The organism is Mucilaginibacter segetis (genome assembly GCF_016522075.1).
Taxonomy (GTDB): Bacteria; Bacteroidota; Bacteroidia; order Sphingobacteriales; family Sphingobacteriaceae; genus Mucilaginibacter; species Mucilaginibacter segetis.
Map to the genome: position 1 here is coordinate 353,459 of NZ_JAEHFW010000002.1, position 18,524 is coordinate 371,982.

Genomic DNA, 18,524 nt, shown 5'->3' on the forward strand with positions numbered 1-18,524 from the left:
TTTAATTGATATATGTGCGTTAATTTAGTATCATAAAAAATTATGTTACTTTTACCATTGTAACCACATGCAGGTGCCCCCTTGATCTGCTAAAACATTTTAACACTCAATGAAAAAATTGCTATTAGGCATGCTGGCTGTAACAGCATTACACTATTCTTCTTCGGCTCAGACTAAAGGCTGGACAACACTTTTTGACGGAAAAACTACTGATGGCTGGCACGCTTACAACAAGCAGGGAGCAGGTGCATGGTCAGTTGTTGATGGCGCATTGCAACTGGATCCGAACGCCCCTGATCAGGCCGACCTGGTAACCGACAAGGAGTACGAGAATTATGAACTTGCTTTAGACTGGAAGATCGCCGAAGGCGGAAACAGCGGTATTATTTTTGGTGTTCATGAAGATCCGTCGTTAGGTGCCACTTACCTGAGCGGAATAGAAATGCAGGTACTGGATAATGAAAAAGCTGAAGACAATAAAAAAGCGAATCATCTTGCCGGATCGTTATATGACATGAAAGCACCGTCAAAATCAGTTGCCAAACCTGCTGGGGAATGGAACGCGGTTAAAATACGTAAAGATAACGGGCATCTTACTTTTTGGCTTAACGGTTCAAAAATAATTGATGTGCAAATGGGCAGTGCTGAATGGCAGGAGTTGCTGAACAACAGCAAATTCAAAACCTGGAAAGATTTTGCCAAATATCCGAAAGGACATATTGCGCTTCAGGATCACAGCGCAGTTATAGCGTTCCGTAACATCAAACTCAAACAATTATAATAAATTCCCCCCTGATAAACTATTCAGATAACCCGTATAATAATTAATGGAAGATTTGCAGATCAAAAAATCAGGCACAACCTATGATGTAGTTATAGTAGGTTCTGGTGCCGGTGGTGGTATGGCCGGCTATGTTTTGGCCAATGCCGGTGTAAAAGTTTTAATGTTAGAGGCCGGTCCGTTCTTTGACCCGGCAAAAGATTCGCTTCAGCTAAAATGGCCCTGGGAATCGGCACGCAGAGGTGCAAGCACAACCCGTCCCTTTGGCGATTTTGACGCCGCTTATGGTGGCTGGGAAATTGAAGGCGAGCCCTATACAACAAAAGACAATACTGAATTTTACTGGTTTCGCTCACGCATGCTGGGCGGGCGCACCAATCACTGGGGCAGGATATCCTTACGTATGGGGCCACATGATTTTAAAGCCAAAGATGGCCTTACTGATGACTGGCCAATAACCTATGATGAGGTAAAACCTTATTACGACCGTGTTGACCGTATGATAGGTGTTTACGGCACAGTTGAAAACTTAGAGAATGAACCCGATGGTATATTTTTACCACCTCCCAAACCCCGTCTTAATGAACTTTTTATAGTAGACGGTGCTAAAAAATCTGGTGTTAAAATCATACCGGGCCGCGGGTCGATATTAACCGAGGCCTTGCCCGGCAATAAAGACAGGGGCGCATGCTTTTTTTGTGGCCAATGCGGCAGAAGCTGTAAAGTATATGGCGATTTTTCCTCATCATCCTGTTTAGTTATCCCAGCCATTAAAACCGGTAATTTAACAGTAATACCTAATGCTATGGTGCGTGAGGTTCTTACAGATAAAAATGGTTTGGCTACCGGTGTATCTTATGTAAATAAGGACGATATGCAGGAATACCAGGTAAATGCCAAAACTGTAGTACTGGGAGCAAGCGCAGGTGAATCCGCGCGTATATTGCTAAACTCAAAATCTGCAGCGCATCCGGGTGGTTTAGCTAACAGCAGCGGTGTAGTGGGCCATTATATTCACGATTCTACCGGATCGGGCGCGGGTGGCTTTTTACCGCAATTAATGGACCGCAAGCGTTATAATGAAGATGGTGTTGGTAGTGTGCATATCTATTCGCCCTGGTGGCTTGATAATAAGAAACTGGATTTCCCTCGCGGCTACCACATTGAATACGGCGGCGGCATGCACATGCCAAGTTACGGTTTTGGTTTCGGCATGCAATACATGAACGGTGCAGTACCTGCGCGCGATGGCAAAATGAAGGATGCTGGTGGTTATGGCGCATCGTTAAAAGATGATTACCGCCGTTTTTATGGCACACAGGTGGGTATGGCCGGCCGTGGTACCGCCATTGCACGTTACGATAACTATTGTGAGATAGACCCGAATGTGGTTGATAAGTTTGGTATTCCTGTTTTACGTTTCCATTATAAATGGAGTAATGAGGAAATTAAACAGGCTAAACACATGCAGGATACCTTTGAGGAAATATTGCATAATATGGGTGCGATACATGGTGGAAAACAAGGTCCTGAAACCAACTACGGACTGGAAGCTCCCGGCAAGATCATCCATGAGGTAGGTACAGTACGTATGGGCGACGATCCGAAAAAATCGGCGCTTAATAAATGGTGCCAGGCGCACGACTGTAAAAACCTTTTTGTGGTTGACGCGGCTCCGTTTGTACAACAGGGCGATAAAAACGCAACCTGGACCATTCTGGCATTATCCATGCGCACAGCAGAATATATTTTATCACAACGTAAAAAATTAAATGTATAAGGCATCATGAACAGACGCGAATCCCTAAAAGCAATTGGCTTAGGCACCTTATCAACAACGGTATTACTTGGTGCCTGCAATACGCCAGATAAAACTGATAAAACCGCCGCCGATGCGAAACCTGAAGCAGTTCCCGGAAGGCAACCGTATGAAGTGGCCCGTGAAAACAAATTAAAGGCCGATACTTTTTTTACTGATCACGAAATGGCAACTATTGCCGTATTAGCGGATATCATCATTCCGAAAGATGAAAAATCAGGAAGTGCGACAGATGCAAAGGTGCCTGATTTTATTGAATTTATAGTAAAAGATATACCTGATCATCAGTTACCAATGCGCGGTGGTTTACGCTGGCTCGATATGCAATGCCTTAACCGTTATAACAACGCGTTTATAAAATGCACTAAGGCACAGCAATTAGAATTAATTGACCAGATAGCATACCCCACAAAAGCTAAACCCGAAATGCAGCAGGGAGTTGCCTTTTTTAATCGCATGCGCGATTTAACCGCAACCGGCTTTTTTACCAGTGAAATGGGTGTTAAAGATATAGGCTATGCAGGTAATCAACCTAATAAGTGGACCGGTGTACCTCCGGACGTATTAAAAAAATACGGCATGGAACAGTTACAACATGACATGTATAGTTAGCATATAAAAAAGCGCGGGAAAATTTCCCGCGCTTTTGGCTTTAATTTCTGCTATTCCCCCTGAATCTATATTAGGGCAGTTATTTTTTGTTTCTCATTCGCGGGTCGGCTGTACACCAGCACATTTCCAGTTAGTGTGAGCTGCCCGGTTTATAGCCCCGCCCTCAAGGAGTAAACAAAAGTTAACGATCATTTAAACGATAGTATCCATCCGGATTTGCGCCCTATCCCTATTAACGCCCACGTTAATATTTGCATATCATAAGCTAATTCTTCGGAGTATATTAAAAAATGAGTTAAATTGTACCGCTATATATAAGCCATGTACTTTATACTCTCTAAATTGCTTATTGTATTTGTCTCGCCCTTTGCATGGGCGTTTTACTTGCTTATATATGCGCTTGTTACTAAAAATCAAAAAAAAAGGTACAGGATAGTTATGCTATCCGTTGCTATACTGTATTTTTTTGGCATCGGGTTCCCTGTCAGATTGTTCGCCCACGTGTGGGATGTACCTCCCCATCAACCTAAATCTATTAAATACAGCGCGGTGATAGTTTTAGGGGGCTTTGTATCGGAAAGGGAAGATGGCACCGGACATTTTAATGATGCGGAAGACAGATTTATACAGGCTACGCGGTTATTAGCCAATGGAACGGCAAGCCATTTATTATTTACCGGAGGGAACGCAGACTTATTTCCGGATGGTTTTACTGAGGGAGCCTTTGTTAAAAATGAATTAAAAAAGCTTAACTTTCCGGATAGTGTTATAATAATTGAAAGCCACGCCCGTAATACCTTTGAAAATGCGGCGTTTTCAAAAAAAGCACTCGTTAAAGCCAATTTAAAACCGCCTTATTTACTGGTAACATCAGCGTATCATATGAGGCGTTCGTTATTGATATTTAAAAAAGCGGGATTAGCTGTAGATGCTTATCCTTGCGATTATATGGTAAGCAAAGGAACTGTATCTTTATCGGAATTTTTGCCCGGTACCGATGCATTTGGTAAATGGAATACGTATTTTAAAGAAATAATAGGCTATGTTGTGGCCTGGTTTAAATAATTAATAACAAATGAAAAAACACACACTACTTATCTTAATTACAACATTTTGCATAACTGCCTCTTTCGCCCAAAAAAGTAATAGTAAAAAAACATCGGGGAATCCAATTTTTGATGGGTGGTATGCAGACCCGGAGGCGACAGTATTTGGTAAAGAATACTGGGTATATCCCACTTATTCCGCGCCTTATAATCAGCAAGTACATTTTGATGCTTTTTCATCACCTGATCTGGTAAACTGGACCAAACATAATGACGTGCTCGATTCGGCTAATGTTAAATGGGCCAAACGCGCCATGTGGGCGCCTGCCATTGTTAAAAAAGATGGTAAGTATTATTTCTTTTTTGGTGCCAATGACATTCAGAACAATGATGCTGTTGGCGGCATAGGAGTTGCGGTAGCGGATAAGCCGGAAGGGCCGTTCAAAGACTACCTGGGCAAACCTTTAATAGATAAGATTTATAATGGCGCCCAACCGATAGATCAGTTTGTTTTTAAAGATACCGATGGCCAGTATTACATTATTTACGGTGGATGGGGCCACTGCAATATAGCCCGCTTAAAAAGTGATTTTACCGGCATTGTGCCCTTTAAGGATGGTACAATGTACCGTTCAATAACCCCGGAGGGTTATGTAGAGGGGCCGGTAATGTTCATCAGAAAAGGAAAGTATTACTTTATGTGGTCAGAAGGTGGGTGGACCGGCCCTGATTACCGTGTTGCCTATGCCATAGGTGATAATATAAACGGCCCGTTTAAAAAAATAGGCACCATACTTAAGCAAGATCCTACCGTAGCGACAGGTGCTGGGCACCATTCTGTTATACAGGTACCCGGCAAGGACGAATGGTATATCGTTTATCATCGTCGCCCGTTAACGGAGACCGATGCCAATCACCGCGTAACCTGTATTGATAAAATGACCTTTGATGCAAACGGACTTATTAATCCGGTTAAGATAACTAACAAAGGTGTCGCTCCAAAAAAATTGAAATGATGAATCAGGAACGGTGAAAAGGGCCTTAAATATCATTGTATTCCTGCTCCATGTTATAGGGATCAGTGATATTTATGCCCAATCTCCGGTTATTAGCTATCCATCACCACAATCTTATATGGTAGGTACAGCAATATCCCCCCTTGTCCCTGAAAATACAGGCGGAGCCGTACCACCAAATATATTTGCAGACGTTACCACTTTTGCAGGTAACGGAACAACAGGCAAAGCTAATGGGCCGCGAACACAAGCGAGCTTTAATGCACCTCATGATATAAAAATAGATGCTGCCGGCAATTTATATATTGCTGATGCGGGAAATAACCTTATCCGTAAGATCACACCTGACGGCATTGTCAGTACCGTTGCCGGAACCGGAATCGCTGGTTTTGCGGACGGACCGGTCGCGACAGCTACCTTTAACACGCCAAAAGGTATTACAGTTGATAAAAATGGAAATATCTTTGTGGCTGATACCAAAAACCACCTTATACGCAAAATAGATGTCAATGGCATAGTAAGCACCCTTGCAGGTAATCCGGGTGTTAGCGGAGCCAGCAACTCACACGGAAGCTTTGCAACTTTTAATTTACCAACAGGTATAGCAGCAAGCGATATAGGCTGGTTGTTTGTAGCCGACTACGGCAATCAAATGGTACGGCTGGTAGCACCCGATGGCAATGTTAGCACATTAGCCGGCAACGGTACAAAAAGCTGGATTGACGGAAAGGGCGATGCAGCAACGTTTATAAGCCCGAACGCAATCACAGTTGGATCTGATGGTATTATTTATATGGCCGATAATTCCCATATCAGAACAATAGATATTGATGGTAATGTTATTACAATTGCGGGCAGTTTTTTTAATGGAAACTATGATGGCACCGGCAAAGCATCCAGGTTTGATATACCTGCGGGAATCGTAAGAGACGGCGCCGGTGTTTTGTTTATAGGCGATCAAAACAATAACTATATCCGCAGAATGGATCCTGTCGGCGCGGTTAATACAATAGCCGGTTCAACGCGCGGTTCAACAAACGGGGTAGGTACTGCAGCAACTTTTAATGCGCCGGCGGGTGTAGCAATTGATGCCGAAGGCAATTTATATATCGCTGATGAAGGGAATAACCTTATCCGTAAAGTGGTAACAACCGGATATAGCATAAGCCCTGAGCTACCGCCGGGTTTAATTTTCGATAGTAAAACAGGAATAATAAGCGGTACTCCTACCGCAACGATACAGGCTAACAACTACAGCATAACCGCTTATAATACTGCAGGCAGAAGCGTTACCACAGTAAGTATAGAGGTAAGATCAGCAAATTTACTGTCACAAAAAATTACTTTTGGCCCCTTACCTAACAAAACCACCGGCGATCTGGATTTTGATCCAGGCGCCACCACCAGTAACCCTACGATACCTATTACCTATACCAGCAGCGACCTTTCTGTAGCATCAATAGCTAATGGTAAAATTCATATTGTTGGAGCAGGTATTGTTACCATAACTGCAATACAGATGGGGAATATTAACTATAAAGAAGCCGAGCCGGCGTCGCAACAATTAACTGTTATACAAGGCCCCGATCTAAAAAAGCCCGGTGTAACACCAAAGCCTGGCCCACTTACCCTGCCGCTTGATCAGTTTGGGAGTTATACTATTAAACTCGACGATATTGCAACAATTACCCCCGGAGAAAACACACCGCCATTAAGTATTAAAATAAAACCCGCAATAGTAGATTGTAGCAATTTAGGCTTACAAACCATTAAGGTAAGCGCCGGTTACGGCCCCGACCCTGCAGACCCTTTAAACTCGGAATTTAACTATCCCTCAGGTTTATCGTATGATGCGCTGACAGGTAATATTTATATATCCGATCTGGGTAATTTCAGGGTGCGTAAATTTAGTCCGGAAGGGAGGGTAACTACATTAGCCGGTAACGGAATAATTGGCAGTAGTGATGGCACCTCCCTCAATGCCAGTTTTAGCCGCGATCTGTTATCGCTTGCCAATGATGATAGTGGCAATACTTTTGTTTGTGATGTATTAAATATGCTGGTACGAAAAATAACGCCCGATGGCCTGGTAAGCACCTTTGCTACCAATGCTTTAAAAGCGGCCAATTCGGGTAGCTTTTTTGTAGTTCAATCCATCGCCATTGACCGTTTCAACAATATTTTTGTTGCAGATAAATCAAGGATTTTAAAGGTAACCCCCGACGGGAAAACAGTGACCGTATTTGCCGGAAACAGTTTGCAAAAAAATGTGGATGGCGTAGGTGTTGCAGCGGGGTTTAGTGGAATTTTCGGATTGGCATTTGATAAGAACGGCAATTTATTAGTGAGTACCAGCGATAACGACTATGCCAATACTATCCGGAAGATAACACCACTGGGTGTGGTAACTACAGTTTTTCAAACAACTGCATCTGCATTGCGATTTTCAAGTTTGGTTGTGGATAGTAATGGAAATATCTTTGTGGCGTCGGCTTCGCACAAAATATATAAGGTAACAGCCAACGGTGATTTCTCAATATTTGCAGGCAATACCAGCGGATACGCAGACGGCAAGGGGGCAGCAGCCAAATTCAACAATCCGATAGGAATTACCATTGACGGTAATGATAATTTATACATTGCTGACACTGACAACCAACTTATCCGAATGATTACCCCACAGGGAATTGTTACCACCATAGCCGGGAACCACCAAGCCGGCTTTTTTGATAATGCTGCCGAAAGTAATGCCACCACTAAAGAAGTTCATGTAAATATTATCAGTCCTGTTAAATTTATCAGCACATATAGTGATGTCAGCATTCCGGTTGCCGCGGCTTGTCCTGCCACGTTACCTGACTATACTAAGGACGCGGCGGCATCCAGTACCTGCGCAAACAATATTCAGTTTATGCAATCGCCTGCGGCCGGAACAATGTTAGCGACTGACCAGCCCGTTAATGTAACTTTAACTGCTACAGACAACCTTAACCAAACCGCTACGGCTACTTTTAGCGTAACGGCTATTTTAGTGAAGCCGCCAAGTGTTAAAATCACCCAGCAATCCGGTTCGTTGTGCGAGGGATCACCGGTTACTTATATTGCAGAAAGCGAAAATGCAGGCAAAACGCCAACTTATCAATGGAAGATAAACGGAGTAAATAGGTATTCGGGAGGGCCATCATTCCTCGTAACATCAATAAACAACGGCGATAAAATAAGCTGTATAGTAACCAACAATGATGCATGTACACCGGTTGCATCGACGCCATCAAATATTATAACAGCAAATGCGGCAGCCAACATAAGTGCATCGCTACAAATAACCTCTTCGGTAAGTCAGGCAATATGCCCCGGGGTTGAGGTAACATTTACAGCAATACCTGCAAACTTGCAAAGCACCACGGCAGCATCATTCCAATGGAAAGTGAACGGGCAAAATGTGGGTACTAACAATGCCGAATTTACTACTAACCGACTGGCAAGCGGTGACCTTGTTACCTGTGTAATGACAGTGAGTGAAAAATGTATCGCTAACCCGGTAACCCCATCAAACATTATAACGGTTAATGTAAGGTCTGACCTGGAATGTGCTATTAAAATTAATAATACATTTACCCCTAACGGCGATGGCGTAAATGATTATTGGGAAATACCGGAACTTTCTAATTACCCCAATTGTGATTTCTATATTTACAACAGATATGGAAAGGTCGTCTATCACTCCATTGGATATACCAAGGCGTGGGATGGCAATTATAAAGGAAAACTTTTAACGGCCGGAACGTATTATTATGTTATAAACTTAAAGAACGGTGGTACCCCCCTGTCAGGCCCGTTAACCATATTAAGATAAATAAAAGCAGATCTGTGAGAAGTGTGTTACATTATATGCTATTGGTAATTGTTTTATCAACAATAAGAATGGGGTATGCGCAGGCGCCAAGGTTTCGCGATCCATCGCCACAGGTGTATACCATTAATACGCCAATTACACCTTTAGCTCCTGATAATCGAGGTGGTAGTGTACCACCAACCATATTCGGACAGGTTACTACCTTTGCAGGCAACGGCACTACAGGCTTCGTAAATGCAAATGGAAGGAACGCCAGCTTTAACACACCGAGAGATGTAAAAATTGATGCCGCCGGAAATTTGTATGTAGCTGATGCCGGAAATAACGCGATAAGAAAAATTACTCCCGATGGAACAGTAAGCACTTTTGCAGGGAATGGCACTGCAGGTTACGCTGATGGATTGGGCAATACCGCACAATTTTCGAGGCCAACGGGTATGACCATAGATCCGGACGGCAACCTGTTTGTGGTGGATCAGGGTAACCAACTCATTAGAAAGATATCTCCGTTAGGTTTAGTTAGAATATATGCGGGTGTGCCAGGAACAAGGGGAATAACCAATAATACTTTTGATAATCCCATATCTATATCTATTAATAATGCCGGGCTTTTATACGTCACCGATTTTAACAACTTGCGGATAAGAGAGGTTCATGACGGATATATTACTGCATTTGCCGGTGGCGGGCCCTCCGGTAACCTTCCAAGTAATGGTACAGGTCCGCAAGCCAGTTTTTCATCGTTGTGGGGAATAGCCATAGCGCCCGACAATAACTTTTATGTAACAGACAGCCATTATATAAGAAAACTTACCCCCACACCTATAGTAAGTACCTTTGCCGGACAGCCATTGCCAAGCGCATATGATGGCTTTGGCACAAGCGCTACCTTTACCAGTCCGAAAGGCTTAATTTTCGACCAGGCTCAAACTGGTTTTGTTGCCGATGCAGGTAATCAACTCATTCGCAGGATAGACGCTAACTCTTTTATATCCAAAATCGCAGGTGGTACAAGGGGTTCTGCAGATGGCATTGGCGCTGGGGCTTCGTTTAACGATCCGTCAGGTGTTTGTTTTGATAATAATGGAAACCTGTATGTGGCGGATGCAGGAAATAACCTGATAAGAAAAATTTCCTACACGGGATATTCTATTTCACCTGCATTGCCACCAGGCTTAAATTTTGATGCAACAACCGGGATTATAAGTGGTACTCCAACACTGGCATCACCGGCAACTAATTACACTATAGCAGGTTACAACCTTTATGGAAAAAGTGTTTATACCGTAAACATTCAGGTTAACGAAGCCAGCCGCACACCTCAAACCATCACATTTGGGCCATTACCACAAAAAAAACAAACCGACCCGGATTTTGAACCGGGCGCTTACAGTAATACCAATCTTCCTATTACCTATACCACAAGCGATATTAGTGTGGCATCTATTGCTGATGGTAAAATACATATCGTTGGCCCCGGCACGGTAACTATTTATGCAGATCAGAAGGGGGATATAAATCATAGTGACGCACCTACTGTTTCCCAGGTGCTTGTAGTAACCGCTGTACCGCCTGATCTTAAATATCCAACTATCACACCAAAGACAGGACAAATACTATTACCGCTTGATGGAACAGGAAACTATACCGTTAAAGTAAGCGATGTTGCTACCGTTACAGGCGAAACTGATTTACCCGAGCCCATTGTTAAATTAAAAGATAGTACATTTAGTTGTATTGATATAGGCCCGCAGGTTATTACCGTAAGTGCGGGATACGGGCCCGACCCGATAGACCCTTTAACCGCGCAGTTTAATTATCCGTCAAACATCACCTACGATGCTTTCGGTAACTTGTATATATCTGATTTAGGTAATTACCGGGTGAGGAAAATAGCTCCCAATGGAAAGGTTTCAACACTTGCGGGCAGCGGCGCGCCCGGAGATGCGGACGGCAAAAGCCAGGAAGCTCGTTTTAGTCGTGATTTATTATCGATTGCTACCGACTCGCACGGTAATGTCTATGTATGCGATGTGGCCAATTTTAAAGTAAAAAAGATAACCCCGGCCGGTGATGTAAGCACCTTCGCCTATGAAGAACTTAAATTTTTTACCAGCGAACAGGCCTTTGAGGCAAAATCAATCGCCATTGATAAAAACGATAATATATTTGTAGCCGATAATAACATTATTATTAAAGTATCTCCTGATGGCAGCTCGGCGACCCTTTTTGCAGGCAGCGGGCGATTTGATACAGCTGACGGTACGGGCAGCGGCGCCAGTTTTAATGGTATAACAGGTTTGTTTTTTGGTGCAGATGGTATATTGTATGTTAGTTCATCCGATCAGCAATATGTAAATACCATCCGAAAGGTTACACCTGCCGGCGTGGTAACTACTTTGTTCAGACGAACCGACCCGCTTTTAAGATTTACACGCCTGGTGGTTGACAGTAAGGGCAACATTTTTGTAGGATCGGAACAAACAGAGATCTATAAAATAACGCCAGATGGCACATTCTCCATATTTGCGGGTGGCGTAGCAGGCTATGCGGATGGTACAGGTACCGCGGCAAAACTTTATAATCCCGCAGGTATCACTATTGATCCGTCGGATAACCTTTATATAGCGGATATGAATAACCATCGTATCCGGAAGATCACTCCAACAGGCGTGGTAACTACCATAGCAGGCAGCGGGGAAGCAGGTTATTTGGATAATACAGACAAAACCAACACAGCGAGTAAAGATGTAAATATTATTATAACCAGTCCTATTACTATTACCAAAACTTATGCTGCGGCTATTATTCCTTACATTGATGCCTGCCCGGCGGTAGTTCCGGATTATACCGTTGACGCTACAGCCAAAAGCGCATGCAGTACCAATTTTCATTATACGCAAAGCCCGGCAGCGGGTACTGTGATAAATAACGGGCAAACCGTTGCTGTTACGTTAACCGCTAATGACGACCTTAGCATATACGATATGGCATCTGTAACTTTTAACGTAACTGCAATTAAACTGCCTACACCTATCGTAAAAGTTACTCCCGAGTCTCCGGCTTCCTGTGCGGGAGCTTCAATTACTTTTACCGCTGCAGCACAGAATCCCGGTAATAATCCAACTTATGAATGGTCGGTTAACGGGGTTAATGTATATACGGGAGGTCCGCAATTCATGAGCAATACTTTAGCTAATAATGATCAGATCACCTGTATTGTTGTTAACAATGATGGCTGTGCGCCCCTACCTTCGGCGCCGTCAGCACCGGTTACGCTTACGGTAAGTGAAGTAACCGACGCGTCAGTTAATATTTCTGCATCAATAACGGACGCCATCTGCCCCGGCACTCCGATTGATTTTACTGCAACCACACCTAACTCAGCAATAAGCGGTACTACAATTACTTATCAATGGAAAGTGAACGGGATAAATGCAGGGCATAACAGTGCAACATTCAGCAGCAGCACATTAAGTAACGGTGATAATGTTACCTGCACTATAACAGCTAATGGGAATTGTTTGGCTAACCCCACGGTTGAGTCAAACACTATAACTATAAGCGTTTTAACCAACAGCGAATGCGCAATTGTTATACCCAATACCTTTACGCCAAATAACGATGGAATAAATGATTACTGGCAAATACCCATATTGCAAAGCTATCCTAAAAGCACAGTATATATTTATAACCGTTATGGCAAACTTATCTATCAGTCTGTTGGGTATAGCAAACCCTGGGATGGCAACTATCTGGGAAAGGCCTTGCCTGCGGGCACCTATTATTATGTAATTGACACACACATTCGTAACAACGTAATATCAGGCAGCGTAACTATTTTAAGATAAAAACGGCCATAGGTTTAAAAGCCCATGACCGTTAATAAAATGTGTTTTAATTAATGTGTGTTATACTATTTTCATGTTTTCCGCATCCCAGTGTATTACCTTGTTTTCAAAGTAGCTATCGTTACAGGCAAGGCAGGGTGCAGCGGCCCTAAAACCAAATACCGCGTCTTCTACTACCGGCATACCATTCCGTACAGCATCCATAAAATTAGCGAAGTGGTCGTTGGAAGCATTATACCCCTCCGGTGCCCGGTAAGTAAGTCCCGGAATATTAGGTTCCTGCTGGTCGGCCTGCGAATAGCGTTTGTTATAATCATCCATCAGTGCTTTTTGCTGGGCTTCGGTAAACGTGTATAATGAATCCCAACCGCCTATGCCCGGAGCAACCGGCATCTTACTTTTACGGATAGTAAACCCGTCGCCTTCACCACCCAGATCCATCACCCCCTCCGATCCTACAATCTTTGTGGTACTATGATCACCTTCGCCGCTTATAAAATTAACGCGGAGCGTAACCTGAAATGCCGGATGCTCTTTCGTTTCTCCGTAATGGATAACCGCACTCATTACATCTGGCACGTTACGGCCGTCTTTCCAGTACGCCAGGTCGCCAATGGAGTATATTTTTTCAGGCCCTTTGGAACTGGTAATAAAATGTATCCCGCTTAACAGGTGCACAAACAGATCGCCTGCCACGCCTGTACCGTACTCGCGGTAGTTGCGCCATCTGAAAAAACGCTTACTGTCATAATCGTATTTAACAGGTGCGTTAGCCTGAAAACGTGCCCAATCAACTGTTTGTACCGATGCGTCAAAAGGAATAGTATACTGCCAGGCACCCAAAGCGCTTTGGCGGTTAAATGACGCCTCAATGGAATTTATTTGTCCTATCGCGCCGGCCTCGTATAGCTCTTTTGCCTTTTTATATGCAATGCTGCTTACCCGCTGGCTGCCCACCTGAAAAACAGATTTGGTTTGCTTTTGAACCTTGATCTCCTCAAGTCCCTGGCTTATTTTATGCACCATTGGTTTTTCGCTGTAAACGGCCTTGCCTTTGTGCATGGCATCAATTGCTATGGCGCTGTGCCAATTATCGCTGGTGGCAATAATAACCGCATCCACATCTTTACGATCAAGTATCGCACGATGATCGTCGGTAGTAAAAATATCTTTCCCGAAAACCTCCTTGGCACGCTCAAGCCGTCCTTTATACAAGTCGCAACATCCCACCAGTTCAACACCGGGCACAGTTAAGGCAGCACGAGTATCATTAAACCCCATTATCCCCATGCCAATGGTGGCAATGCGGATCTTATCGTTTGGCCCAACACGCTTTTCAGCGCGCAATATTCTTAATTCGTTTTCTTCCCTTGCCGCCAGACTGGTTAGCGACGCGGAAGTAAGTAATACCGAAGTACCCAGATGTTTTAGAAATTTTCTGCGATCAGTTGACATTGTTTTTTAATTAAGATTACTAATTGGTTAAAAATTCAGCTACAGGCATAGCTATCAGGTTTATTATAAGGCAATTTAATAAAAAAAATAGAACGATAGATTTATATTGAGCATCACGAACGTTTTATTTTTATTGAACATAAAAAAACTTTTTAATATAATTTAAAAAGTTTAAATTGCATTCTGTTAGCCTGCATTAAACCACTATAATTTTACTTTATGAAAAAAATATTTTTACTATTTATCGCCTGTTTTTGTATAGCTCCGGCATTTAGCCAAACGGCAAAAAGCGACATCGCTATAATCCCTGAACCGGTGAAGACAACTACTCATTCGGGGCAATTTGTACTCCCAAAAATAGTAACCATACAATCGGGCTCGGGACAGGAAATGAACCCTGTGTTAGATGTTTTGAAACAGAAAATATCAACTGCTACAGGTAGGGCTATCTCTATAAAATCAAAACTCACAACAGCCGCCATTAAGTTAGTACTTACCAAAAAAGCTGATACTTTAATTGGCAACGAGGGGTATTACTTGTCGGTTAAGCCTAAGGGAATTATTATTACGGCCAATAAACCTGCCGGGCTGTTTTATGGTGTACAAACTTTATTGCAGTTGATGCCTAAAGAAATTGAAAGTTTACAGATTGCCAAAAATGTAAAATGGACCGTACCTGCGGTTGATATTACGGATTACCCCAGGTTTAAATGGAGGGGGCTGATGTTTGATGTTGCCCGTCACTTTTTTACCAAGCAGGAAGTAATGCATTACATTGATGATATGGTGCGTTATAAATTCAACTTACTGCATCTGCATTTAACTGACGATGAAGGCTGGAGGGTTGAAATTAAAAGCTTGCCGCGCTTAACTACCGTTGGCGCTTATAATGTTAAAAAGGTTGGACAATTTGGATCCTTCACTCCGCCAAAACCGGATGCGCCACGCACTTATGGTGGTTTTTATACACAGGATGACATACGCGAACTGGTTAAATATGCTAAAGACCGATTTGTAAACATTATGCCCGAGGTTGATGTGCCGGGGCACAGTTTGGCCGCTGTAGTTGCTTATCCTGAGCTATCATGCACGCCCGGCGCAGAAAATTATGTGGTACGGTCAGGAGAGCATATCATGGATTTTAAATCGACAGGTTTAACCGCCCTGGTAGATAACACCTTATGCCCCGCAAATGAAAAAGTTTACGACTTTTTAGATAAGGTAGTAACAGAACTTGCCCAGCTATTCCCTTTCGATTATATACACATGGGTGGCGACGAATGCGCTAAGAATTTTTGGGAGCAAAGCGACGCTGTAAAGGCGCTGATGGCCCGGGAAAATCTTACCACTATGGAACAAGTGCAAAGCTATTTTGAAAAAAGGCTGGAAAAGATAGTAGAATCAAAAGGTAAAAAATTTATGGGCTGGGATGAGATATTGGAAGGTGGCTTAGGCCCCAACGCGGCGGTTATGAGCTGGCGCGGTATAAAAGGCGGTATTGAAGCCGCTAAGTTAGGCCACGAGGTGGTAATGAGCCCTACTACCTTTGCCTATTTGGATTATATGCAGGCCGACAGGATAACAGAACCACACGTTTACGCTACCCTGCGTTTAAGTAAATCGTATCAGTTTGAGCCGGTGCCCGATAGTGTTGATGCAAGTTTAATACTTGGCGGACAAGCCAATTTGTGGACCGAGCAGGTTTACAATTTCAGGCAGGCAGAGTATATGACATGGCCACGCGGATTTGCCATAGCTGAGACGCTTTGGTCGCCAAAAGAAAAGAAAAACTTCGCCACGTTTTTCCCGAAGGTGGAGAAGCAATTTGAAAGATTTAACGAAGCGGAGATCAAATATGCCCCAAGCGTCTATGATCCCATATTTACAGCGGGCATGAATGCCGACAGCTCCCTAAATGTTACCCTGAGTACAGAAGTACCTGGATTAGACATCTATTATAGTTTTGACAACTCCTTTCCGGACAGGTTTTATCCTAAATACACCGGAACTATCACGGTACCCGAGGATGCTACCCAGTTAAGAGTGATAACCTACCGGGGTAAAAAACCAATTGGACGAATGTTAACCATGCCGATAGATGAGTTAAAGAGACGTGTCAGATAAAGACGTGTGATTTAAATTTTAAAGGCTGCACCAAAAAAGTGCAGCCTTTGTTTTAAGTGTTATTTTGCCGCGAACAGCGATATATAATTTTTACGGTAATAATAGGCCAGGAACAGATCGCCTAACAATAAGAACAAACCGGCCGGCAAACCGCTTGGCGACAAATAAGCGTGAAAAAGAACAATATTAATGATAATAGGAAACAACACCACAGCTACTAACGTATTGTAACGACCTATTAAGAGTAAAAAGCCGCCTATTAACTCAATTACCTTTACTAAAGGCATAAGGTAAACAGCAGCTGCCAATCCTTCATTAAAAGTTTTTACACCCCCTTCCATAGGTGGTACAGGCATCAACTTAAATAAATAAGTTATTGAGGCAAAAAGGAATAAAAGCCCCATTAATGTGCGTACAACAATTACTGCAATTTTCATGATAATTTGGTTTTATTTGATAGGTTAAACTCTATATTTTTTCTAAAATTTGCTTAAGCTTGTTTAAACTTAACTCCAGATCGCTGCCAAGCATTTTATCCATATTTATAAATAGCATCATCACGTTCATGGGGTAAGGCATCTTACTTTTAAATCGCCATTTTACGCTGGTTTTATCTGGCGCAACCGTTTCCGTAGCAATGCAGCTATCTGCTATTCCTGAAAATGGCCTTATAAATTCAATGCGTATGTCTATTTGCTTATTATCGGTTATTTTTTGAATTACCTGTTCGCCTTTACCTGCCTGTTTATTTTTACTATCCCAGGCATATGCAAACCCTACGGTGCCGTCAATTCCTCTGTAGTTCTTTTGCATAGCCGGATCAATCATCACCCACTTGCTATAATTATCCTGGTTTTTTATGTACTTAACGTATTCAAATACTACAGCAACAGGCTTATTTATAATCACTTGGCGTTCAATTTCGTATTCATTTTTTGTAATAAGCGCAAGTACCAAAACAAGTAGAATTATTACCGCAATAACCGTTAATATAATAGTTAAAATGTTCATAGCTAAGTATTTTTATAATGTATTATACTTCTTCCACGTAAAATAAACAGCAAACATTACAGCCACCATTATTAACGGCGGCAATAACAAGCCCAAATCATCGCCAACAAAGCTTCGGGATGCAAATGCTCCAATAAAGTTAATAGTAAATCCGGCAAAGGCCCACGCTTTATAGTTTTAAATTGATTTTGAATGATTGCGAGCGCACCTGATATTTTAGCCGCCCCGGTAATTACCATCAGGTGAACAGGATATCCGAGGTGCTGCATTACCTCACGCCCGGTTTTTTCTTTAGCTATACCTGCGGCACCATCCATCAGCATTGCTATAACGAAAAGCGCAGTTAATACCCAATAAATTATTTTTACTCTTTTAGGTCGCATTTTATAAGTACAGTTTATGAATTATTTATTTTTCGTTGGTAAAAGCGCCCCACATTATTCCGAACTTATCAATAAAACTACCCATAGTTCCGGCATAAAATTGCTCAATAGGGTGAAATGTTTTACCACCTGCCGAAAGCTTATTAAATTGTTCATGGAGTTCGCTTATTGAATCACAAATCAGCATCAAAGAGATGGAGTGCCCCTTTACTTCGGGTTCAAGAGAAGGCATTTCAGACCCCAGCAATGTTAGTTCAGCATTCTCCAAACTGGCATGTAAAATATTGTCTTTCAAATGTGGAGGAAACATATCTGCCATGGGCGAATCTTTAACCACCTGGAGCTTCAGCTGTCCTCCTAAACAATCCCGGTAAAACGCCATCGCCTCACGGCAATTTCCATTAGCAAAATGAATGTAAGCGGTAATTTTTGGCATGATGATCTATAGTTTTTCAGATTAGTACTTCACAGTAGTGGCCATTTAGATGTAAAACCTCAATTATTCGCTGAGTACAAAATTGCGCTCCCTCAATTCTCAATATATTGTCGCAATCCTCCAGATCAAAGTTC

The 18,524-nt window shown here is 42.7% G+C and carries 13 protein-coding genes; 8 read left to right on the forward strand and 5 right to left on the reverse strand.

Annotated elements, in window-relative coordinates; all coding sequences use genetic code 11:
- Positions 1–109: 109 nt before the first annotated feature.
- From I5M19_RS11255 to I5M19_RS11285, 7 genes are all read left to right on the forward strand, one after another.
- Positions 110–781, forward strand: coding sequence for a 3-keto-disaccharide hydrolase (locus tag I5M19_RS11255; RefSeq protein WP_200066431.1), 672 nt, complete (start codon positions 110–112; stop codon positions 779–781).
- 46 nt (positions 782–827) lie between these two features.
- Positions 828–2,561: a GMC family oxidoreductase gene (locus tag I5M19_RS11260; protein ID WP_200066432.1), complete on the forward strand. Its 1,734-nt coding sequence runs from the start codon at positions 828–830 to the stop codon at positions 2,559–2,561.
- A gap of 6 nt (positions 2,562–2,567) precedes the next feature.
- A complete protein-coding gene (locus I5M19_RS11265) occupies positions 2,568–3,212 on the forward strand; it encodes a gluconate 2-dehydrogenase subunit 3 family protein (protein WP_200066433.1) in 645 nt (214 codons plus the stop codon).
- Positions 3,213–3,533: 321 nt separating this feature from the next.
- A complete protein-coding gene (locus tag I5M19_RS11270; RefSeq protein ID WP_200066434.1) occupies positions 3,534–4,277 on the forward strand; it encodes a YdcF family protein in 744 nt (247 codons plus the stop codon).
- 10 nt (positions 4,278–4,287) lie between these two features.
- Complete coding sequence (locus tag I5M19_RS11275) at positions 4,288–5,274, forward strand: glycoside hydrolase family 43 protein (protein ID WP_200066435.1); 987 nt, start codon at positions 4,288–4,290, stop codon at positions 5,272–5,274.
- 13 nt (positions 5,275–5,287) lie between these two features.
- Positions 5,288–9,130 carry an NHL domain-containing protein gene (locus I5M19_RS11280; RefSeq protein WP_200066436.1) on the forward strand — a complete coding sequence of 1,281 codons (3,843 nt, stop codon included), beginning with the start codon at positions 5,288–5,290 and terminating at the stop codon, positions 9,128–9,130.
- Between the two features lie 35 nt (positions 9,131–9,165).
- The gene (locus tag I5M19_RS11285; RefSeq protein ID WP_214653056.1) at positions 9,166–12,981 is read left to right on the forward strand and encodes a T9SS type B sorting domain-containing protein; all 3,816 of its coding nucleotides are present in this window, start codon (positions 9,166–9,168) and stop codon (positions 12,979–12,981) included.
- Positions 12,982–13,041: 60 nt separating this feature from the next.
- On the opposite strand, the gene I5M19_RS11290 is transcribed toward I5M19_RS11285, so the two are convergent.
- Positions 13,042–14,436 carry a Gfo/Idh/MocA family protein gene (locus I5M19_RS11290; RefSeq protein WP_200066438.1) on the reverse strand — a complete coding sequence of 465 codons (1,395 nt, stop codon included), beginning with the start codon at positions 14,434–14,436 and terminating at the stop codon, positions 13,042–13,044.
- A 219-nt stretch (positions 14,437–14,655) separates the two neighbouring features.
- On the opposite strand from I5M19_RS11290, the gene I5M19_RS11295 reads away from it, so the two are divergent.
- Positions 14,656–16,560: a beta-N-acetylhexosaminidase gene (locus I5M19_RS11295; RefSeq protein WP_200066439.1), complete on the forward strand. Its 1,905-nt coding sequence runs from the start codon at positions 14,656–14,658 to the stop codon at positions 16,558–16,560.
- 59 nt (positions 16,561–16,619) lie between these two features.
- Here I5M19_RS11295 and I5M19_RS11300 read toward each other — a convergent pair whose 3' ends face one another.
- From I5M19_RS11300 to I5M19_RS11315, 4 genes are all read right to left on the reverse strand, one after another.
- Positions 16,620–16,997 carry a DoxX family membrane protein gene (locus I5M19_RS11300; protein ID WP_200066440.1) on the reverse strand — a complete coding sequence of 126 codons (378 nt, stop codon included), beginning with the start codon at positions 16,995–16,997 and terminating at the stop codon, positions 16,620–16,622.
- Positions 16,998–17,028: 31 nt separating this feature from the next.
- Positions 17,029–17,571, reverse strand: a complete 543-nt coding sequence (locus I5M19_RS11305) for an SRPBCC family protein (RefSeq protein ID WP_200066441.1) — start codon at positions 17,569–17,571, stop codon at positions 17,029–17,031.
- Between the two features lie 71 nt (positions 17,572–17,642).
- Positions 17,643–17,954 carry a DoxX family protein gene (locus tag I5M19_RS11310; protein ID WP_200066442.1) on the reverse strand — a complete coding sequence of 104 codons (312 nt, stop codon included), beginning with the start codon at positions 17,952–17,954 and terminating at the stop codon, positions 17,643–17,645.
- Positions 17,955–17,979: 25 nt separating this feature from the next.
- Positions 17,980–18,390, reverse strand: coding sequence for a VOC family protein (locus I5M19_RS11315; RefSeq protein WP_200066443.1), 411 nt, complete (start codon positions 18,388–18,390; stop codon positions 17,980–17,982).
- Between the last annotated feature and the right edge of the window lie 134 nt (positions 18,391–18,524).